The organism is Arenimonas terrae (assembly GCF_006265115.1).
GTDB classification, from domain to species: Bacteria; Pseudomonadota; Gammaproteobacteria; order Xanthomonadales; family Xanthomonadaceae; genus Arenimonas; species Arenimonas terrae.
In genome coordinates, this window is record NZ_SMDR01000001.1 from 1,751,406 (window position 1) to 1,771,591 (window position 20,186).

The 20,186-nt window shown below is 70.5% G+C and carries 14 protein-coding genes; 8 read left to right on the forward strand and 6 right to left on the reverse strand.

The window, feature by feature from the left end; translation table 11 throughout:
* Window positions 1–2 precede the first annotated feature (2 nt).
* From ppc to E1B00_RS08340, 3 genes are all read right to left on the reverse strand, one after another.
* A complete protein-coding gene (gene ppc, locus E1B00_RS08330; protein WP_139447487.1) occupies window positions 3–2,735 on the reverse strand; it encodes a phosphoenolpyruvate carboxylase in 2,733 nt (910 codons plus the stop codon).
* Between the two features lie 644 nt (window positions 2,736–3,379).
* Window positions 3,380–4,102, reverse strand: a complete 723-nt coding sequence (locus E1B00_RS08335; protein ID WP_139447805.1) for a UPF0149 family protein — start codon at window positions 4,100–4,102, stop codon at window positions 3,380–3,382.
* Between the two features lies 1 nt (window position 4,103).
* Window positions 4,104–5,468 (reverse strand): glutamate--cysteine ligase, encoded by a 1,365-nt coding sequence (locus E1B00_RS08340; RefSeq protein WP_139447490.1) that lies wholly within the window; start codon window positions 5,466–5,468, stop codon window positions 4,104–4,106.
* An 81-nt stretch (window positions 5,469–5,549) separates the two neighbouring features.
* On the opposite strand from E1B00_RS08340, the gene E1B00_RS08345 reads away from it, so the two are divergent.
* Window positions 5,550–7,112: a peptide ABC transporter substrate-binding protein gene (locus E1B00_RS08345; RefSeq protein ID WP_139447494.1), complete on the forward strand. Its 1,563-nt coding sequence runs from the start codon at window positions 5,550–5,552 to the stop codon at window positions 7,110–7,112.
* Window positions 7,109–8,026, forward strand: a complete 918-nt coding sequence (locus E1B00_RS08350) for an ABC transporter permease (RefSeq protein ID WP_139447496.1) — start codon at window positions 7,109–7,111, stop codon at window positions 8,024–8,026. The genes E1B00_RS08345 and E1B00_RS08350 overlap by 4 nt, the downstream gene beginning before the upstream one ends.
* A 108-nt stretch (window positions 8,027–8,134) precedes the next feature.
* Here E1B00_RS08350 and yihA read toward each other — a convergent pair whose 3' ends face one another.
* Entirely contained in the window at window positions 8,135–8,722 is a 588-nt protein-coding gene (yihA, locus tag E1B00_RS08355; protein ID WP_139447498.1) for a ribosome biogenesis GTP-binding protein YihA/YsxC, read from the reverse strand.
* A 183-nt stretch (window positions 8,723–8,905) separates the two neighbouring features.
* Between yihA and E1B00_RS08360 the strand changes: the two genes are divergently transcribed.
* From E1B00_RS08360 to E1B00_RS08370, 3 genes are all read left to right on the forward strand, one after another.
* The gene (locus E1B00_RS08360; RefSeq protein ID WP_139447500.1) at window positions 8,906–9,763 is read left to right on the forward strand and encodes a c-type cytochrome; all 858 of its coding nucleotides are present in this window, start codon (window positions 8,906–8,908) and stop codon (window positions 9,761–9,763) included.
* 97 nt (window positions 9,764–9,860) lie between these two features.
* On the forward strand, window positions 9,861–10,700 hold the full coding sequence (locus E1B00_RS08365; protein WP_139447502.1) for a thiol:disulfide interchange protein DsbA/DsbL: 840 nt from the start codon (window positions 9,861–9,863) through the stop codon (window positions 10,698–10,700).
* Between the two features lie 120 nt (window positions 10,701–10,820).
* Window positions 10,821–11,537, forward strand: a complete 717-nt coding sequence (locus tag E1B00_RS08370; protein ID WP_246048617.1) for an endonuclease/exonuclease/phosphatase family protein — start codon at window positions 10,821–10,823, stop codon at window positions 11,535–11,537.
* Window positions 11,538–12,177: 640 nt separating this feature from the next.
* Here the strand turns inward: E1B00_RS08370 and E1B00_RS08375 are convergent.
* Both E1B00_RS08375 and E1B00_RS08380 read right to left on the reverse strand, forming a co-directional pair.
* Window positions 12,178–15,051 carry a TonB-dependent receptor domain-containing protein gene (locus E1B00_RS08375; RefSeq protein WP_139447506.1) on the reverse strand — a complete coding sequence of 958 codons (2,874 nt, stop codon included), beginning with the start codon at window positions 15,049–15,051 and terminating at the stop codon, window positions 12,178–12,180.
* A gap of 132 nt (window positions 15,052–15,183) precedes the next feature.
* Window positions 15,184–15,987, reverse strand: a complete 804-nt coding sequence (locus tag E1B00_RS08380; protein WP_139447508.1) for a sulfite exporter TauE/SafE family protein — start codon at window positions 15,985–15,987, stop codon at window positions 15,184–15,186.
* A gap of 54 nt (window positions 15,988–16,041) precedes the next feature.
* Here E1B00_RS08380 and E1B00_RS08385 point away from each other — a divergent pair, with 54 nt between their 5' ends.
* Genes E1B00_RS08385 through E1B00_RS08395 form a run of 3 tightly spaced genes read left to right on the forward strand, consistent with a single transcriptional unit; the run spans window position 16,042 to window position 20,186 of the window.
* Window positions 16,042–18,018, forward strand: a complete 1,977-nt coding sequence (locus E1B00_RS08385) for a transglycosylase SLT domain-containing protein (protein ID WP_139447510.1) — start codon at window positions 16,042–16,044, stop codon at window positions 18,016–18,018.
* A complete protein-coding gene (locus E1B00_RS08390; protein ID WP_139447512.1) occupies window positions 18,015–18,959 on the forward strand; it encodes a complex I NDUFA9 subunit family protein in 945 nt (314 codons plus the stop codon). Before E1B00_RS08385 ends, E1B00_RS08390 begins: the two co-directional genes overlap by 4 nt.
* 3 nt (window positions 18,960–18,962) lie before the next feature.
* Complete coding sequence (locus tag E1B00_RS08395; RefSeq protein WP_139447514.1) at window positions 18,963–20,186, forward strand: multifunctional CCA addition/repair protein; 1,224 nt, start codon at window positions 18,963–18,965, stop codon at window positions 20,184–20,186.

Below are 20,186 nucleotides of genomic sequence, written 5' to 3' on the forward strand. Positions count from 1 at the left end.
GTTCAACCGGTATTCTGGATGCCCGCGGCGATGCCGTTGACCGTCGTCACCAGCGCATGGAACAGCGCGTCCTCCGGCCGGCCAGCGGCGCGCCAGCGGGTCAGCAGATCCACCTGCAGCAGGCTGATCGGGTCGACGTAGGGATTGCGCAGCCGGATCGACTGGCGCAGCCGGAAGTCGTTGGCCAGCAGGGCGTCGGTGCCCTTGAGCGCGAGGATGGCGTCGCGGGTGCGGACGAACTCGCCGGCGATGCCCGGGAAGAACGCCGCATGCGCCGGGCCCGCGAGCTGCGAATAGCGCTCGAAGATGCCCAGGTCCGACTTGGCCAGCACCATCTCCACGTCGTCCACCAGGGTGGCGAAAAACGGCCAGTCCCGCGCCATCTCCGCCACCGCCGCGTGGCCGTATTTCTGCACGCCCGCGGCCAGGCCGGTGCCGACGCCCAGCCAGGCGGTCAGGCCGCAGCGGTTCTGCGACCAGGCGAACACCCAGGGAATGGCGCGCAGCGAGGACACGCCGCCGGCATTGCCGCGCTTGCTCGGCCGCGAGCCGATGCGCAGGCGCTCGATCACGTCGATCGGCGTGGCGGCGCGGAAGTAGTCGACGAAACCCGGCGTGTCGTAGACCAGGCCGCGGTAATGGCCGCGCGCGGTGGCGGCGATGAAGGCCGCCATCTCGCGCCAGGCCGCCTCGCGCGGCTCCGGCGGCCGCGGCCGCAGGCTGGCGCGCAGCACGGCGCCGGTCATCTGCTCGAGGTTGCGCAGGGCGATGGCGCGGATGCCGTACTTGCGGTGGATCACCTCGCCCTGTTCGGTCAGGCGCAGCGAACCGTCGACGGAACCGCGCGGCGCGGCGATGACGGCGCGTTCGGTCTTGCCGCCGCCGCGCGACAGCGAGCCGCCGCGGCCGTGGAAGAAGGCGATGCGCACGCCGGCCTCGGCCGCCAGCGCGGTGAGCTGCACCTGGGTCTGCTGCAGCGCCCAGCGCGAGGCAGCCAGGCCGCCGTCCTTGGCGCTGTCGGAGTAGCCCAGCATCACCACCTGGCGGTCGCCGCGCTCGCGCAGGTGCTCGCGGTAGACCGGGTCGGCGAACAGCGAGCGCAGCGTGTCGGCCGCCGCCTGCAGGTCGTCCACGGTCTCGAACAGCGGCGCCACGTCCAGCGGCACGGCGCCGCGGCCGTCGATGCAGCCGGCGAAGCGCGCCAGCGCCAGCACCGCCAATGCATCGGCGGCGCTGCGGCTCATGCTGATGATGTAGGGCCCGAAGGCGCGCGCGCCGTACAGCGGCAGCGAGGTGGCGACGGTGCGGAACACTTCCAGCACCGGGGCGGCGTCCGGCGCCTGCGGCTCGGCCACCGGCTCGGCGCCGGAGATCAGGTCGCGCAGGCGGTCCGCGCGTTCGGCCCAGGGCCGCGACGGCCAGGCCTCGTCCTGCAGCAGGGCGGCGAGCGCGGCGTCGTGCCGGCTCGATTCCTGGCGCAGGTCCAGGGTGGCGAGGTGGAAACCGAAGGCCTCGGCGCGTCGGCGCAGGCGCCGCACGGCGAAACCGCCGGCATGTTCGCCGCGGTTCGCGGCCAGGCTGGCTTCGACCAGGCGCAGGTCGGCGACGAACTCGGCGGCGTCGCCGTAACCCTCGCGCTTGTCCTGGGCGGTGGCGGCGAGGCGCGCCGACACCATCGTGGTGAAGCGCCGGTACGGCATGTCGGCGTGGCGCGCCTTGATCTTTTCGGCGGCCTTGGGCAGGCGGCGCGCGTAGTCGTCGGTGCGGCGCAGCAGTTCGGCCGCCACGGGCACGCGGCCCGAGGACTGGCTGAGCACCTCGCCCAGCCGTGCCAGGTCGCGCCGGTAGTTCGCCAGCGCCAGGGCGCGCTGCCCGGCCAGGGTGGCGGAGATCGTCGCGGCGCCGACGTTGGGATTGCCGTCCATGTCGCCGCCGACCCAGGACCCGAAGCCCAGCACCGGCGGCAGCGCCGGCGCCTGGTCGCCGTACACGGCCCGCAGCGCGTCCTCGAACACTTCGTGGAAAACCGGCAGCACGCGGTAGAGCACGTCGGAAAGATAAAACGCCACGTGTTCGAACTCGTCGGCGACGCTGGGTTTTTCCGGCGGCGTCTCGTCGGTCTGCCAGCTCGCGGTCAGCGCCAGGCGCATGCGTTCGATGTCGGCGCGGCGCTCCTGCGGCGTCAGGCCGCGGTCGATGTCCTCGACCAGGCAGCGCACCACTTCGCTTTCCTTCTCCAGCAGGGCGCGGCGCACGGCCTCGGTGGGATGGGCGGTGAACACGGGTTCGATGCGCAGGCGCTGCACCAGGGCCGCGACGGTCGCCGCGTCCACGCCGGCCTCGCGCAGTTGGCGCAGGGAATCCTCGAGTCCGCCTGGCTGCGGCGCTTCGGCCAGGCGCTGGTAGTCGCGGCGGCGGCGGATGCGGTGCACGCGTTCGGCCAGGTTCACGGCCTGGAAGTAGGCGGCGAAGGCGCGCACCAGCAGTTCGGCGCGGTCCAGGGGCAGGCCGTCGAGGCGGCGGGACAGTTCGTCGATCGGTGCGCCGGCTTCGCGGCGGCGGATGGCGGCCACGCGCAGGGTTTCGACTTCGCGCAGGAACTCGGGGCCGACCTGTTCGGCCAGGATCTCGCCGACCAGGGCGCCGAGGCGTTTGACGTCTTCGCGCAGGAGGGTGTCGGTCGGCGGCAGGTCGATGTCGCGCAGGGGCTCGGTGTCGAGGGGCGTCGTGGTCATGGTCCAAGCCTAGCGCGTGCCAACGCTTCCCGCGACGGTGATCCCGGTGTCCTCCGGGACATCCTTGCCCTTGCTGCGCAAGTAGGTCACTTGCTCGTGTTCGGGTGATCTGGCGTGCGCCGTCCCGCACACCTAGGGTCCCCTGCCCGCTCAATCACAGCGGCGTCCTGCCCAGTGATTCGCGGCCGCTACGGCATCCTGCCTTCGCTTCAGGGGACCCTAGGTGTGCAGGCCGTCGCCACGGCTCAACTTCGCGAGCCGTTGGGATAAGCGCGTGCCCCCAGAAGGCACGGAAGCTCGCAAGGTGGATGGAACTGGCCTAAAGGCGGGACTCGGGCAAGCCGCAGGTAAAGGCAGAAGTGCCGAAGGCGTCGCCGAAGCGAGCTTCTCAGATTCGATAGCCCGGCCCGGAGGGTCCGCAGGCCGTCGTGCGTGAGGGCTCTTTCCGCGGCTTCGAAAACATGGACGTTTTCGAAGAGCCCCCATGGATGGATTCACGGCGTCCGCGGAAAGAGCCCTCACGTACGGCGGCCTATCGCCGAGAACGATCCCGGCACCAAGACGTCACGGCGTGTCGCCGCGAGCGATCCCGGCTCATCAGAGCGACCACCAGCAAGCGCTTTACTTGCGACAGCAAGCGCGGTTCAGGCGCCGCAGCACTTCTTGTATTTGCGGCCGGAGCCGCAGGGACAGGGATCGTTGCGCTCGGGCGCGGCGGCGCGGCGTACCGGCTCGCGCGGCGTCAGCGATTCGATGCGGTGGATGTGCAGGTCGTGCAGCATGTCGGGCAGGCCGGCGTGGATTTCCAGCCGCTCGCGGTAGCTGAGCGGGACGGGCGCGCCGCCCTCCTCTTCGGGCGGGTAGCTGCCCACGGCCAACGCCTCGACGTAGGCCTCGACCTCGCCGATCCAGTCGTCCTTGGCGATCCACGCGTCCCAGGCGTCGCTACGCAGGTCCATGCCCTCGAGGAAACCGCCGGCCCAGGCCGCGCCGATGTCGACGTCGTCGCCGTGCTCGGCCTCCGGATCGTCCGGCAGCCACCAGAACAGCGCGCCGTCGGTGGTCAGTTCGTCGCTGTCGAAGCGCACGCGGCGCGCGGCGGTGTGCCAGGCCAGCATCAGCAGCTCGCGCGCGGCCGCTTCGTCGGCGGCGTTCTCCCAGCGCGGTGGAGCCTTGCCCCAGACGCGCGGCCACCAGGCGTCCGCCTCGACCGTGTCGCCGGGGCTGAGCACCAGCGCGGTCAGGTAACCGTCGAGCGGCTCCAGGCCGAGGCCGCCGAAAGGCACGGCGCGCTGTTCGAGCAGCTGGTCGAGCGCGTCGATGCGCGGGTCGTCGGTCTTGAACCAGTCGGTCTTGATCGTGCCCATGTCAGTACGCGAACTCCTTGAAGACCGGATCCACGCTGCCCTTCCACGCGCCGTGGAAGAGCTCGAGCTTGCGCTCGGCCGGGGTCTGGTTGGCGAGCGCGGATTCGACCAGCGGCTCCAGGAACACCGCTTCACTGGCGCCGGTGGCGTTGAGGCGGTTGCGGCGGGCCAGGCCCTGGCCGGCGATCTTCAGCGCCTCGAGCGCGAGCTCGCGCACGGTGCCGTTGCGGAACGGCAGCTTGAGCGCATGTTTGGGCACGCCGTCGCGCAGCGCGTGGCGCTCTTCCATGGTGAAGTCCTTCACCAGGTCCCAGGCGGCGTCGAGCGCGGTGCTGTCGTAGAGCAGGCCGACCCAGAACGCCGGCAGCGCGCACAGGCGGTTCCAGGGGCCGCCGTCGGCGCCGCGCATCTCCAGGTATTTCTTCAGGCGCACTTCCGGGAAGGCCGTGGTCATGTGGTCGGCCCAGTCCTTCATGGTCGGCTTCTCGCCCGGCAGTTCGGCCAGTTCGCCGCGCAGGAATTTCCGGAAGCTGCGGCCGCTCAGGTCCAGGTATTCGCCGCCGCGGTAGCTGAAGTACATCGGCACGTCGAGCAGGTAGTCGACGTAGCGCTCGAAGCCGAAGCCGTCCTCGAACACGAAGTCGAGCATGCCGGTGCGGTCGGGGTCGGTGTCGGTCCAGATGTGCGAGCGGTACGACAGGTACCCGTTGGGTTTGCCTTCGGTGAAGGGCGAGTCGGCGAACAGCGCGGTGGCGATCGGCTGCAGCGCCAGCGAGACGCGGAACTTCTTCACCATGTCGGCTTCGCTGGAGAAATCCAGGTTCACCTGCACCGTGCAGGTGCGAGTCATCATGTCCAGGCCCAGGTTGCCGCGCTTGGGCATGTACTCGCGCATGATCTTGTAGCGGCCCTTGGGCATCCACGGCATCTGATCGCGGCGCCACTTGGGCTGGAAGCCCATGCCGAGGAAACCCAGGCCGAGCTCTTCGCTGACCGCCTTCACCTCCTTCAGGTGCTGGTTGGTCTCGCAGCAGGTCTGGTGGATGTTCTCGAGCATGGCGCCGGAGAGTTCCAGCTGGCCGGCGGGTTCGAGCGTCACCGAGGCGCCGGCCTTGGTCAGGGCGATGAGTTTTCCCTTCTCCTCGAACGGCTCCCAGCCGAAACGGGTCAGGCCGCGCAGCATGGCCTCGATGCCCTGCGGGCCGTCCCAGGTGGGCGGGCGCAGGTCGTCGAGGCGGAAGCCGAACTTCTCGTGCTCGGTGCCGATGGTCCATTCGGCTTCCGGGCGCGCGCCCGAGGCCAGGTACTGGACCAGTTCGTGCCGATCGTGGATCGGGCTTTCCTTGACGTTGCTGGGTCCGGACACGGGCGCGCCTTGAGAGGGGATGTCTGCGATCTGCGGCCGCTGGCTTAAGATCACAAGGATGCGAATCTTAGCCCCTGCCCCGTGAGGATCGGCGTCCTGCTGGCAGGGCTGCTCTGTTCCGGCCTGGCCGGCGCCCAGGTCCTGGAGCGCGGCAACGGCCCGGAGCCCTCGACCCTCGACGCCCACCGCTGCCCGGAAGTGGCCTGCGCCAACGTGCTGCGCGACCTGTACGAGGGGCTGGTGGCGGAAGACGCCCGGGGCGGGCTGATACCGGGCACGGCCGAGCGGTGGTCGGTATCGGAGGACGGGACGACCTGGACCTTCGTGCTGCGGCCGGTCCTGCGTTGGTCCAACGGCGAAGCCCTCGACGCGGCTCAGATCGTCGCCAGTTTCCGGCGCGCCTTCGCGCCCGCGACGGCGGCGCCCTTCGCCGGCCACTTCGACGCGATCGAACACGCCGGCGCGGTGCAGCGCGGCGAACGCCCGCCCGCGCAGCTCGGGGTGTCCGCGCCCGATGCGCGCACCGTCGTCTTCCGCGTTACCCGTCGCGTCGACCTGCCGCGTCTGCTGACCCTGCCCACGGCCTACCCGATCTACCTGCCCGCGATCGCCGAACACGGCGCCCAGCACATCCGGCCCGGCAGGCTCGTGGGCAACGGCGCCTACCGGCTGGCCGACTGGCTGCCGCAGGCGATGATCACGCTCGAGCGCAACGAGCACTTCCGCGAGCCCGCGCCGATTCCCCGCGTGCGTTTCCATGTCACCGAAGACGCCAGCAGCGAGCTCAAGCGCTTCGAGGCCGGCGGCCTGCACATCACCGAAACCGTGCCGCCGCAGCCGCTGCCGCAGCTGCGCGCGCGTTTCGGCGGGCAGCTGCGCATCAGTCCGTACCTGGGCAGCTTCTGGCTGGGCTTCAATCTCACGAAGCCGCCGTTCAAGGACAACCTCAAGTTGCGGGAGGCGCTGTCGCTGGCCATCGACCGCGACATCCTGACTCGGCACGTCACCGCGCTGGGCGAACAGCCGGCCTTCGGCCTGGTGCCGCCCGGCGTGGCCGACTACTCGCCGGCGTCCCTCGGCTGGGGCCGCGCCGAACAGTTCCAGCGCGAGGCCCTGGCCAAACGCCGGTATGCCGAAGCGGGTTATTCGGCCGCCAATCCCGTCGAGATCGAGCTGCGTTACAACACCTCCACCCCGCACCGGCGCCTGTCGCTGGCGGTGGCGGCGATGTGGCGCGAGCTGCTGGGCGCGACGGTGCGGCTGCGCAATGAGGAATGGAAGGTGTTCGTCGGCAACCGCCGGCAGCGCGTCGTCACCCAGGTGTTCCGCGGCGGCTGGATCGCCGACGTGGACGACGCGCGCAATTTCCTCGACAACTTCCGCACCGACAGCGCCGCCAACTGGACCGGCTACGCCGACCCCGGCTTCGAGGCCCTGCTGGATGCCGCGGACGCGGCGCCCAGCCTCGCGGCGCGCTCGGAAAAACTGCGCGAGGCCGAAGCGCGCCTGCTCTCGGCCCACGCCATCCTGCCCATCTACTTCTACACGTCCAAGCACCTGGTGCGGCCGGAGGTGCAAGGTTTCGAAGCCAATCCGCTCGACCGCCACCCCAGTCGCTTCCTGCGCCTGGAGCCGGAACGATGAAACGCTGGCTCGGACGCGGCTTCGAAGCGCTGCTGACGCTGTGGCTGCTGGCCACACTGTGTTTCGTACTGCTCCGCGCGGCCCCGGGCGGGCCCTTCGACGCCGAAAAAACCGCGCCGCCGGAAGTGGAGGCTGCGCTGGCCGCGCAGTACCGGCTCGACCAGCCGCTGCCCGCGCAGTACGGCCACTGGCTGGGCGACGTACTGCGCGGCGACCTCGGCCCGTCCTTCCAGTACCCGGACTACACGGTGAACCAGCTGCTGGCCGCGAGCCTGCCGATCTCGCTCGTCAACGGCGGCCTGGCGCTGCTGCTTGCGCTGGGCATCGGCGTTCCGCTGGGCGTCTGGGCGGCGCTGCGGGCCGGGCGCTGGACCGACCGGCTGCTGATGTTCGGCGCGGGGCTGGGGCTGGCGGTGCCGAAGTTCGTGGCGGCGCCGCTGCTGATCCTGCTGTTCGCGGTCACGCTGCAGTGGCTGCCGGCCGGCGGCTGGGACGGCGGCTGGCGCAGCGCGGTGCTGCCGGTCATCGCTTTGGCCCTGCCCAACCTCGCCTACTGCGCGCGGCTCACGCGCGCCTCATTGCTGGAGGTGCTGGGCGCGGACTACCTGCGCGCGGCGCGCGGCCGCGGCCTGTCGGAATGGCGGCTGCTGTTTTTCCACGCGCTGCGGCCCGGCCTGCTGCCGGTGGTGGCGTGGCTGAGCCCGGCGCTGATCAATGTGGTCAGCGGCTCGGCCGTGGTCGAACAGGTGTTCGGCATCCCCGGCATCGGCCGCTACTTCGTCCAGGGCGCGCTCAATCGCGACTACACGCTGGTGCTGGGCGTCGTGCTGGTGGTGGGCGCGGCGATCGTGCTGATCAATGTGGCCGTGGATGCGCTGCGGGCGTGGATGGATCCGCGGCTGCGGGATGCGTGAAAAGCAGGAAGCAGAGGGGAGGAAGTAGGAAGTAGAGAAGAAAAAAGCTCGCGCGATGGCGCTGTTGCTTTCTCTACTTCCTACTTCCTTCCCTCTACTTCCTCGCTTTCAAAGCTGCAGCCACCGGGCGACGACGCCCCGCGCCTCATCTACGCCCAGCTTCGCGTCGGCCGAAAACACCTGCACAGACGCGCGCTCGCCCAGCTCCCTGCGCACCTTCAGCAGCGTATTGCCCTGCTCGCCGCGGCCCAGCTTGTCGGCCTTGGTCAGCAGGCAGTGCGCGGGCAGGCCGCGTTCGACCGCGTAGTCGAGCATCTGCAGGTCGTATTCGCGCAGCGGGTGGCGGATGTCCATCACCACGACCAGGCCGACCAGGGATTCGCGGGTATGGAAGTAGGTGTTGATCACCTGCTTCCAGCGCTCGCGCATCTCCTCGGGCACCTTGGCGTAGCCGTAACCCGGCAGGTCGACCAGGTGGCGGTCGGGCGCGACCTCGAAGTAATTCAGGGCCTGGGTGCGGCCCGGCGTCTTGGAGACGCGGGCCAGGCCGTGCTGGTTGGTCATGGCGTTGAGCGCGCTGGACTTGCCGGCGTTCGAGCGGCCGGCGAAGGCCACTTCCCGGCAGGTATCGGCCGGCAGCTGCTTCAGGGCGTGGGCGGAAAAGGTGTATTTGGCGCGGGCCAGGGGGTTGGACATCGGGTCGGCCGGGGCGGGAAAGGCGCCTAGCTTGGCCTGCCGGGGCCGCCCTGACCAGCATCGGCGCGGTCCGGACCCGGTTCGAATTGACCGGCCGCGGCGCCGGCTGGGATAATCCGCGCCTTCCCGCGCGCCCGCCGCGCCGGCCCCATTCCCTTCGATTTCAGCGTTCCGGAGCAGCCCATGAAGTTCACGCGCATCCTCGGTGTCGCCGCCGCGCTGGCCGCGGCCACGGCCGTAGCCCAGGAAGCCGCCACCGTGACGCCCGCCCCCGAGCAGGCGCCGGCTCCGGTCGTGGCCCTCGAGGCCGACAACACCCCCGCCACCTGGGGCGACGCCACCGCCGGCGCCGGCAAGGCCGCCGCCTGCGCGGCCTGCCACGGCCTGGACGGCAACTCGGCCGACCCGCAGTACCCGAAGCTGGCCGGCCAGCACGAGCGCTACATCGCCCGCCAGCTGGCGCTGTTCAAGAGCGGCGAGCGCGAGAACGCGATCATGCTCGGCTTCGCCGCCACGCTGAGCGCGCAGGACATGCGCGACATCGGCGCCTACTTCGCCACCCAGAAAGTCGTGCCGGGCGTCGCCGACGACAGCGCGATCGCCGAGGGCCCGAACCAGGGCCGCAAGTTCTACGAAGTCGGCGAGAAGCTCTTCCGCGCCGGCAAGTCCGACGGCAGCGTGCCGGCCTGCCAGGCCTGCCACGGCCCGACCGGCACCGGCAACCCGGGCCCGGCCTGGCCGTCCCTGGGCGGCCAGCACGCCGGCTACACCGCCACCGCGCTCACCGCCTTCCGCGACGGCAAGGTCTGGGGCAGGGACGCCAACGCCAACGCCATCATGGCCGGCGTCGCCGCCAACCTCAGCGACGAAGAGATCCAGGGCCTGGCCACCTACATCGAAGGCCTGCACAACGTCGCCGACGCGCCGAGCGCCGAGGCCGTGGCCTCTGCCGAAGCCGCCGCTCCCGCCGCCGCCGCGCCGGCCGAGGCCGCGCCGAGCGAAGACGCGCCGGCCGAGCCCGAAGCCGCCCCGCAGGGCTGATGCTTTCCCGGACACGGCGCGTCCGCGCGCCGTGTCCGCTGAACCTTTCCGGCCCGGTGTGGTCTAGCTGGCCGACACTTTCCAGGAGCCGGACCCGATGAAGCGCCTTTTCCCCCTGATGCTGGTCCTCGGCCTCGCCGCCTGCGGCGACAAGCCCGCCGAGACCCCCGCCGCCGCCGAGCCTGCCCCGGTGGCCGCGGAACCGGCCGCCACGCCTGCCCCTGAAGCCCCGGCCGACGCCGCGCCGGCCGCGGAAGCGCCCGTCGAGGCCGCCGCGCCGGTCGAAGGCGAGCCCGCCGCGCCTGCCGCGCCGGAAACCCCTGCCCCGGCGCCCGCCGTGGACATGGCCAACGCGCCGCGCGAAGGCATCGACTACACCGTGCTGGCCACGCCGCAGCCGACCTACGGCCAGGGCGGCATCGAGGTGGCCGAGGTGTTCGCTTACACCTGCATCCACTGCGCCAACCTGCAGCCGCTGATCAACACCTGGAAGGCGCAGCTGCCCGCCGACGTGCGCTTCACCTACGTGCCGGGCGCCTTCGGCGGCGTCGCCGACAACTTCGCCCGAGGCTATTTCGCGGCCGAGGCCACCGGCCTGCTCGACAAGACCCACGACGCGCTGTTCAAGGCCGTGCTGGTCGAGCGCAAGTTCGAGACCGGCTCGGTCGACGAGATCGCCGACTGGTACGCCACCCAGGGCGCCAACCGCGAGTCCTTCCTGTCGACGATGAACAGCTTCGCGGTGAACGCCAAGCTCAACCGAGCGCGCCAGTTCTCGATGCGCACCGGCGTGAACTCGACTCCGACCATGATCATCGCCGGCAAATACAGCGCGGTCGCCAACGGCGAGCGTGGTGCCGAAGGCCTGCTGCAGACGGTCGACTGGCTGGTCGCGCGCGAGCGTGCCGCGGCGGCGCCGCAACCCGCGGCGCAGTAAGTACCCGCACCCACGCGTCACGACGGGGCCACTTCGGTGGCCCCGTTCATTTTCAGCCTTGCCGATGCCGCCTCGCGGTCGCACCATGTCGGCATGTCCACGACGCCCGACCGCCTGCGCCTGCTCAGCGCCAACATCCAGGCCGGCTCCAGCACGCGCGCCTACCGCGAATACGTCACCCGCAGCTGGTCGCACGTGCTGCCCAACGGCAAGCGCCTGAACCTCGACGGGCTGGCCACCCTGGCTCAGCCCTACGACGTGGTCGGCCTGCAGGAAAGCGACCCCGGCAGCCTGCGTTCCGGCTTCACCAACCAGGCCGACTACCTGGCCGAGCGCGCGCATTTCCCGTTCTGGAGCCACCAGCCGAACCGCCGCATCTCGCGCATCGCCGGCAGCGGCAACGCGCTGCTGAGTCGGATCGAGCCGGCCGAGCTGCTCGACTACGCGCTGCCCGGCCGCATCGCCGGCCGTGGGGTGCTGCTGGCGCATTTCGGCAAGGGAGCGTCGGCGTGGTCGCTGGCGGTGACGCATCTTTCGCTGGGCGCCAAGTCGCGGCAGCTGCAGATCGGCTTCCTGGCCGAGCTGCTGTCGGAGTTCCCGCGGCTGGTGCTGATGGGCGACTTCAACTGCGATTCGGACGCGCCGGAGATGCGGCCGCTGTACCGGCAGACATCGCTGTCACCGCCGCCGGAGCGGGTGTGCACTTTCCCCAGCTGGGCGCCGCAGCGCTGCCTGGACCACGTGCTGGTCGGCGGCTTCAAGGCGCTGAACTACCACGCGATCCCGGCCGCGGGCTCGGACCACATGGCGGTGTCGGTCGAACTCGCGCCGGCCTGATTCCCTGCGCTTGCGCTTGTGCGCAAGCAGGTCACTTGCTCGTGCCTTGGTGATCCGTCGGCCGGGATCGGTTCTGGCGACAGGCCGCCGCACGTGAGGTCTCTTTCCGGGGACGCCGTGAATCCATCCATGGAGGCTCTTCGAAAACGTCCATGTTTTCGAAGCCCCGGAAAGAGACCTCACGCACGACGACCTGCGGATCATCCGGGCCGGGAATTCGACTTTCGGAGACTCGCAAGCGCTCGGACATGCGCAGCCCCGGCGCTCGCCGGTCTTCGCTCTGGAGCATTCACGAAGGCCCGTGATGTCAATGCCCGCCTGCGACCCAATCTCGCGCCGCCAGTTCAACAAGTGTCCGTAGGGACGCGCCGCGGGAGGCGTGCTCGGTCCCAGGGCATCGACCGGGTTAGCCAAACCCGCACCGCAGGAAAGATCGCACTCGCGTTAGCAAGGCGCCGCAGGCGTAAGCATCCCGCGAAGATCGCTCCACGCTTTCCGTGACAAACCCTTGCAGCGCCGGACCGGCAGCACCGGATCAACGGGCACGAAATCCGGTGCTGCCGGCGCCGGATCAACGACGCGCAGAAAAAAAGGGCCGGCGGATAACCGCCGGCCCCGGTGTCGCGCAGACGCGCTCCCCTTAGAACTTCATGTTGGCACGCAGGTAGTAGAAGCGGCCGCCCGGGATGTCGTAGGTGGACGCGTCGTAACCGTTGAGCGAGCAGGACAGGCAGATCGGCGGATCCTCGTCGGCCAGGTTGTTCACGCCGAAGGTCAGGCGCAGATCGTGGAAGTCGGCGATCTGATACGAGATCTGCAGGTCGTGGTAGGTCGTGGCCTCGAGGATGTTGGTGCTGGTGGCCGGATTGCTGCAGACCGGGAACGAGACGGCACGGCCGCAATCCTCGCGCAGCTCGCTGATGTGGCGGATCGTCCAGGCCGCCGACCAGGCGCCGAGGCTCCAGTCGGTGGTGAAGTTCGAGGTCCACTCCGGGATCGAGCTGTCGACCACCTCGATGCCCGGGCCCTGCGGCTGACGCTGGCCGGCGGCGCCGAAGGCCTCGTACTCGGTGACGAAGGTGTTGCGCCACGAGGCCTTGAACTGGCCGATCTTCGATTCCGGGAAGGTCCAGAACAGGTCGATGTCCCAGCCGCTGGTGTTGATCACGCCCAGGTTGGTCAGGCGGTTGTTGAAGCTGTTGATGCCGCCGGTGGGCGCGCGGGTGATGCCGCCGCAGTACAGCGGGTCCAGGGTTTGCACGCACAGGTCGAGCTGGGTCTGGGCGTCGATGGCCTGGATCGCACCCTCGATCTCATGCTGGTAGTAGGTCACTTCGATGTCGACGCGGTCGGCCGCGACCGAGTTCTCGGCGAAGGACGGGCTCCAGATGAAGCCGGTGGACCAGCTCTCGGAGAATTCCGGATCCAGGTCTTCGTTGCCGCCCGTGGTGACCGAGATCTGCGGGTTCGGCTGGGCATAACCGGCCGGAACGCCGAGGGCCGCGCAGTTGGCGGTCAGCCCCGGGGCGATGGGCGTCGAGCACGGGTCGTCGAGCTGGGCGTCGAAGCGGCTGGCGGAGCCGAACAGCTCGCCGATCGACGGCGCGCGGAAACCTTCCGCGTAGCTGGTGCGGATCACGAGCTCGTCGACCACCTGCCAGCGCAGGCCGTATTTGGGCGTGACTTCGCTGATGCCGGTGCTGTAGTCGGAGTAGCGGCCGGCGACCGTGAAGTCGAGCTTCTTGCCCCAGGCCGAATCGGCCAGCAGCGGGAAGTTGACCTCGAAGTAGAGCTCGGTCACGTCGTACTCGCCCGCGGTCGGCAGCGAGGGCACGCCGTTGTAGTCGCCCGCGACCGTGATCGGATCGGGCTGGTAGGAGCCTTCCAGGCGGCGGTGCTCGATACCGGTCGCGAAGTCCACCGAACCGGCCGGCATGTCGAACAGCGCGCCGGAAAGGTTGGCGGTGATCAGGGCCAGTTCGTTCTTGCTGTTGTCGCGCACGATCGGGCTGATGAAGGCCAGCATCTGCGGCGTGATCGTGCCCGGGCCGCCGAAGATGTTCAGCGGGGTGCAGCCGGCCACCGCGGCGCAGGCCGCCGGGTCGCCCAGGGCGAGCGCGATGTTGCGGATGTTGTAGCTGCCGTAGTTGGTCTGCTCGGCCTTGTTCTCGCTGAAGGCGACGTTGACGTCCCAGAACAGGGTGCTGTCGCCGGCCTCGAACAGGCCTTCCAGGCCGGCGCCGACGTACCAGGTGTCGACTTCCTGCTCGAACACGCGCGGACCGCCCTCGACCGGGCGACGGCCGATCAGGATCAGGTTGCTGGCCGAATCAAGGTCGAAGCCGAACGGGTTGAAGGGGTTGAGCGCCGAGATGAAGATGCCGTCGGCCTGCGGGTTGCCGGTGCCGGCTTCGGGGCCGAAGAACAGCGGCTCGGGCGCGGCCTGGTTGGTCGACTTGCGGCGGTTGTACAGCACCTTGGCGTAACCGCTCACGCGGTCGCTGAAGTTGAAGCGCACCTGGCCGAAGGCGCCGCTGCGCTCGGACGGAGTGAGCAGCAGGTTGTACTGCGCGAAGTTGAAGCGGTCGGCCGGCGTGGCGAAGCAGTGGAAGTCGTCGGTGCGCACGCAGCCGGTCTGGGTCGGGTCGAACACCGGGTCGGAGACGCCGGTGTTGGGCGTGATGTCGTAGGTCACGCCGGTGTTCGGGTCGGTGATGATGAAGCGGCCCGTCGGCGTGCCCGAGCTGCCGAAGTTGGTGCCGGTGCCCGGCACCGGGAAGCTGGACTGTTCGCGGTCGCGCGAATAGATCACGTCCTGGTCGGTGTGGCTCAGGCCCAGGAAGTAGTTGACGCGATCGTTGCCGCCGCCCCAGGCGAAGTCGATGCTCTTGGTGGCGCCGTCGCCCTCGCCGTATTCGCCGTACTGCACGTTGAGCGAGATGCCGTCGAAGTCCTTGCGGGTGATGATGTTGATCACGCCGGCGATGGCGTCCGAGCCGTACAGCGAGGACGCGCCGTCTTCCAGCACCTCGATGCGCTCGATGATCGCCAGCGGGATGGTGTTGAGGTCGGTGGCCGCGCCGACGCCCGAGGCCGAGGCCTCGTTGACCCAGCGCACGCCGTCGACCAGCACCAGCACACGCTTGGGACCGATGTGGCGCAGGTCGGCCTGCGCGGAACCCGCGCCGACGCCGCTGCCGTCCGGCGGGAAGCCGAAGTTGCCGCTGGAGTTGAACTTGGTGTTGAGCGCCGAACCCGAGCCGGTGATCGACTGGATCAGGTCGCCGATCGAGGTCAGGCCGCTGCGGTCGATGTCCTCGCGCGTGATGCGCTGGACCGGGACCAGGCCTTCGGCCTCGGAGGTCTTGATGCGGGTACCGGTGACCTCGACGCGGTCGAGCGTCTGGATGTCTTCTGCCGCAGGCTCCTGCGCCGCGACCGCGGCCGGGAGAATGGCCAGCAGCAACGCACCGCGGACCGCCTGGCTCAGGCGGGATGTACGGATGGTCTTCATGACGTTCCCCAAAGGTGGATGGTGACCCGCGCCTTGCCCCCAATGCGCTGGTTGCCCCCACTTGTAAAGAATTCGTCAAATCGCAACAAGTGGATACATTACTAACAAGGTTAGTGAATCCATTCCCTTGGTTCAGGTTCCCGCCCAGAGCAGGCTGGTGCCGACCAGCACCAGGAAGACCGCAAACACCCGCCGGAGCGCCTCTCCGCTGAGCCGGTGCGCCAGGCGGGTGCCCAGGGGCGCGGTCAGCACCGAGGCCAGGGCGATCGCCACCGCGGCCGGCACGAAGACATAACCCCAACTCCCCGGCGGCAGGTCGCCATTGACCGGGCCGTGGGCGGCGTAGCCCGCCGCGCTGGCCAGGGCGATGGCGACGCCGCAGGCGCTGGAGGTTCCGACCGCCCGCACCGGCCGCACGCCGCGCCAGACCAGCAGGGGCACCGTCATGCTGCCTCCGCCGATGCCCACGAGCGCCGAAATCGCACCCACGAACACACCGGATGCCGAGTAGGCCGCCCCCTTGGGCGCGTCCGGACGCTCCTGTTTTGCCCTGGGCCAGTCCAGCCCCAGCTGCAGGGCCGCCAGATAGCAGTACGCGGCGATGAACCCGCGCAGCCACTCGTCCTCCAGCCGCGTCGCCAGCAGGCTGCCCAGCCAGCCGCCGAGCAGCATGCCCGGCACCAGCCAGGCGACCGTGGGCCAGAGCACGCTGCCGCGCCGGTGATGCGCGCGCGCCGACGACAGGCCGGTGAGCACGATGCTGGCCAGGGCCGTGGCCAGCGCCATGTGCACCGCCAGCCCGGCCGGCACGCCCTGCGCCGGCAGCAGCCAGACCAGGGCCGCGACCAGGATCAGGCCGCCGCCGATGCCCAGCAGCCCGGCCATCACGCCGGCGACCGCGCCCAGCCCGAGATAGACCAGCCAGGCCAGGCTCATGGCGCCACGCCCCGGTACCGGGGCGATGCAGGCCCTTGGGCTAAACTCACGACCATGCTGCGAACACTGCTCATCACGTCCCTGCTGTTGGCCTGTGCAGCCCCCGCCCGCGGCGCCGATCCCTCGCCGCCGGACCTCTCGCGGCAGCGGCCGGCGATCCTGGAGGCGTTCCGCCACGCCGAGCATGGCCCGATCAGCCTACAGGACACCGCGCGCATCGCCGACCACCCGCTGCGCGGCTGGGTCGAGGCCAGCGCCCTGCGCCGCCGGCTCTCCACCGCCGGCACGATCGAGGTGCGCGACGTCCTGAAACGTTTCGACGGCCAGCCGGCCGCCGACTGGCTGCGCGAAGGCTGGCTGCTCGAACTGGCCAAACGCCGCGACTGGTCCACCTTCCGCGCCGACTACCGCGGCGGCGAATCGCTGGAGTTGCGCTGCGCCGACCTGGCCGCGCGCCTGGCCACCGGCGCCACCGACGCCGCCTGGATCGCCGACGGCCAGGCGCTGTGGCTGAGCCCGCGCGCCCTGCCCGCCGGCTGCGACCTGCCCTTCAAATCGCTCGAAGGCCTGGGCAAGCTCGGCCCCGAACAGCGCTGGCAGCGCATCGACCTGGCCATTGCCGAAGGCCAGACCGGCCTGATGCGCTACCTCGCGCCGGGCCTGCCGGCGGCCGAGGCGGCCCGCGTGCGCGATTACGCCGACTTCATCGACGCGCCGCATGCGCGCGCCGCGAACTGGCCCAAGGACATCCGCAGCCGCGCCGTCGCCGCCGAAGGCCTGGCGCGCCTGGCGCGGCGTTCGCCCGATGCGGCCGAAGCGCAGCTGGCCACGCTCGCACCCCGGCTGGGCCTGGACGAGGCGCAGCGCGGCAAGGTGCTGTACGAGATCGCGCTGTGGACGGTCGCGTCCTACCTGCCGCGTTCGCAGCAGCGCCTGGATGCGGTGCCCGCCCTCGCCTACGACGAACGCCTGCACGAATGGCGCGTGCGCGAGGCCATGAACCGCCGCGACGACGCCGGCGCCGTGCGCGCGCTCGAGCAGATGCCGCCCGCGCAGCGCAACGACCCGCGCTGGCAGTATTTCGAGGCGCGCCTGCGCGAACGGCTCGGCCAGGCCGACGCGGCGAAGGCGCTGTACCGGCGCTCCGCCGACACCGCCACCTTCCACGGCTTCCTCGCCGCCGACCGCCTGGGCGCGCCCTACACGCTGTGCCCGCTGGAACCGTCCAAGGATCCGGCGCTGCGCCAGCGCGTCGCCTACCACCCCGGCCTGGCGCGCGCGCTGGAACTGTTCACCATCGACCGCGTCGGCCTGGCCACGCGGGAGTGGACGCGGCTGATGAAGGAACTCGATGACCAGGAACGTTACGTCGCGATCGAGTTCGCCCGGCAGGTGCATTGGTATGACCGGGCCGTGTTCACCATCGGCACTGAACCCGAGGACCTGCGCCAGTACACGCTGCGCTTCCCGCTGCACCACGAAACCACCCTGCGCCGCGAATCCAAGAAACACGCCATCGACCCGGCCTGGGTCGCGGCCCAGACCCGCGCCGAAAGCGCCTTCATGCCGCGTGCGCGCTCGCATGCCAACGCACTGGGCCTGATGCAGCTGCTGCCCTCCACCGCCGAACGCACCGCGCGCCGCCTGGGCCAGCCCTGGACCGGCGCCGCCAGCCTCTACGACCCCGACACCAACCTCACGCTCGGCATCGCCCACCTGCGGCACGAGCTCGACCAGCACGGCGGCATCGCCTACCAGGCCATCGCCGCCTACAATGCCGGCCCGACCCCGGTGAACCGCTGGAACCGCGACCGGCCCGGCTTCGACCCGGATTTCTGGATCGAAACCGTCACCTACAAGGAAACCCGCGACTACGTGGCCCGCGTGCTCGCCTTCAGCGTCATCTACGACTGGCGCCTGGACGGCAGCGCGGTACCGGTGAGCGAGCGCCTGCTCGGCCGCACCGTCGCGAAAACGTCCCGCCGCGCCTTCACCTGCCCCCCGACTCCGGAACCCGCTCCCACGCCATGACCCCGCTCAAGCTCGTCGTCCTCGGAGGTACCGGCTTCGTCGGCCGCCACCTGCTGGCCCGCCTCGCCGCCGAAGGCCATGCCGTGACCCTGCTCAGCCGCAACCTGGCCGCGCATGCCGTGCGCCTGCTGCCGCCGGGCGTGGTGCTGCGCGAGGTGGACGTGTACGACCCGACCGCGCTCAAGCAGGCCTTCGCCGGCCAGGACGCGGTGATCAACCTGGTGGGCATCCTCAACGAGCGCGGCGACAGCGGCCGCGGTTTCCGCCGGGCCCACGTCGAGCTGACCAAGCTGGTGATCGCGGCGATGCAGCTGGCCGGCACCCGCCGCCTGCTGCAGATGAGCTCGCTCAACGCCGGCCGCGGCCACAGCCACTACCTGAAGTCGCGCGGCGAAGCCGAGGCGGCGGTGAAGGCCTCGGGCCTGGACTGGACGATCTTCGAACCCTCGGTGATCTTCGGCCAGGGCGACGGCTTCTTCTGCCGCTTCGCCACGCTGCTGAAGCTGGCCAGGCCGGTGCTTCCGCTCGCGCGCTCGCAGGCGAAGTTCGCGCCGGTGTACGTGCAGGATGTGGTCGAGGCCTTCGTGCGCGCGCTGGGCAACCGCAAGACCTTCGGCGAGGTGTATGAACTCTACGGGCCGGACGTGTTCACGCTGGCCGAGATCGTGCGCCTGACGGCGAAACAGTGCGGCATGAAGCGCCTGGTGCTGCCGCTGCCCGACGCGCTCGGCCGCCTGCAGGCCTTCGCCTTCGACTTCGTTCCCGGCAAGCCCTTCTCGTCGGACAACTACCGGTCGCTGCTCACCGATTCGGTCGGCGGCATCGACGGCCTGCACCGGCTGGGCATCACGCCGACCCGCGTGTCGGCGATCCTGCCGGAGATCCTGGGCCACCTGGACGACCGCCAGACGCGCTACGCGCGCTACCGCTCGGCGCGCTGAGCGATGGAAACCTATCTGGTCGGCGGCGCGGTGCGCGACCGGCTGCTGGGGCGGCCGGCGGGCGACCGCGACTGGGTCGTGGTCGGCGCCACGCCCGCGCAGATGATCCACGCCGGCTTCCGGCCGGTGGGCAAGGACTTCCCGGTCTTCCTGCATCCTCAAACCCGCGAGGAGCACGCGCTGGCGCGCACCGAGCGCAAGACCGCGCCCGGTTACACCGGTTTCGTCTTCCACGCCGAACCGACGGTGACGCTGGAGCAGGACCTCGAACGCCGCGACTTCACCATCAACGCCATCGCCCAGCGCGCCGACGGCTCGCTGGTGGATCCCTTCGGCGGCGCACGAGACCTCGAGGCGCGGGTGCTGCGCCACGTCTCGCCGGCCTTCGCCGAGGATCCGGTGCGTATCCTGCGCGCCGCGCGCTTCCTGGCGCGGTTCGCGCCGCTGGGCTTCACGATCGCGCCGGAGACGCTGGCGCTAATGCGCGGCATGGTCGCCGCCGGCGAGGTCGACCACCTGGTCGCCGAACGCGTCTGGCAGGAGCTGAAGAAGGCGCTGGAAATGCCGCAGCCCTCCGCCGCGATCGCGCTGCTGCGCGACTGCGGCGCGCTTGCGAGGCTGCTGCCGGAAGTGGATGCGCTCTACGGCGTGCCGCAGCGGCCCGAATACCACCCGGAAGTCGACACCGGAATCCACACCCAGATGGTGCTGGACATGGCCGCGCGGCTGGCGCCCGGCGACGCGCTGGTCGGTTTCTGCGCGCTCACCCACGACCTGGGCAAAGCGCTGACGCCGAAGGCCGAGTTGCCCAAGCACGTCGGCCACGAGCACAGCGGCGTGCGGCCGCTGCGCGCGGTCTGCGGGCGCTGGAAGGTGCCGGCGGAATTCGCCGCCGTCGCCGAGATCGTCTGCCGCGAACACCTCAACGTGCACCGCCTGGCCGAACTGCGGCCCGAAACCGTACACGACCTGATCGCGCGCTGCGACGGGTTCCGCAAGCCCGAGCGCATCGCGCAGCTGGCGCTTGCCTGCGAGGCCGACAAGCGCGGGCGGCTGGGGCTGACGGAAACCGAGTATCCCTCCGCGCCGCTGCTGCTCAAGCTGCACGCCGCCGCCGCCGCGGTCTCCGCCGGCCACGCGGTCGCCGCCGGCCTGGAAGGCCCCGCCATAGGCGAGTGGCTGCGCAAGGCCCGCATCGCCGCCATCCGCGACGCCCGCGGCTCCTAG

Bases quoted from the DNA above. Each gene is read 5' to 3' on its own strand.
- ppc (WP_139447487.1), bottom strand. From the start codon at position 2,735: ATGACCACGACGCCCCTCGACACCGAGCCCCTGCGCGACATCGACCTG.
- E1B00_RS08335 (WP_139447805.1), bottom strand. From the start codon at position 4,102: ATGGGCACGATCAAGACCGACTGGTTCAAGACCGACGACCCGCGCATC.
- E1B00_RS08350 (WP_139447496.1), top strand. From the start codon at position 7,109: ATGAAACGCTGGCTCGGACGCGGCTTCGAAGCGCTGCTGACGCTGTGG.
- yihA (WP_139447498.1), bottom strand. From the start codon at position 8,722: ATGTCCAACCCCCTGGCCCGCGCCAAATACACCTTTTCCGCCCACGCC.
- E1B00_RS08360 (WP_139447500.1), top strand. From the start codon at position 8,906: ATGAAGTTCACGCGCATCCTCGGTGTCGCCGCCGCGCTGGCCGCGGCC.
- E1B00_RS08365 (WP_139447502.1), top strand. From the start codon at position 9,861: ATGAAGCGCCTTTTCCCCCTGATGCTGGTCCTCGGCCTCGCCGCCTGC.
- E1B00_RS08375 (WP_139447506.1), bottom strand. From the start codon at position 15,051: ATGAAGACCATCCGTACATCCCGCCTGAGCCAGGCGGTCCGCGGTGCG.
- E1B00_RS08380 (WP_139447508.1), bottom strand. From the start codon at position 15,987: ATGAGCCTGGCCTGGCTGGTCTATCTCGGGCTGGGCGCGGTCGCCGGC.
- E1B00_RS08385 (WP_139447510.1), top strand. From the start codon at position 16,042: ATGCTGCGAACACTGCTCATCACGTCCCTGCTGTTGGCCTGTGCAGCC.
- E1B00_RS08390 (WP_139447512.1), top strand. From the start codon at position 18,015: ATGACCCCGCTCAAGCTCGTCGTCCTCGGAGGTACCGGCTTCGTCGGC.
- E1B00_RS08395 (WP_139447514.1), top strand. From the start codon at position 18,963: ATGGAAACCTATCTGGTCGGCGGCGCGGTGCGCGACCGGCTGCTGGGG.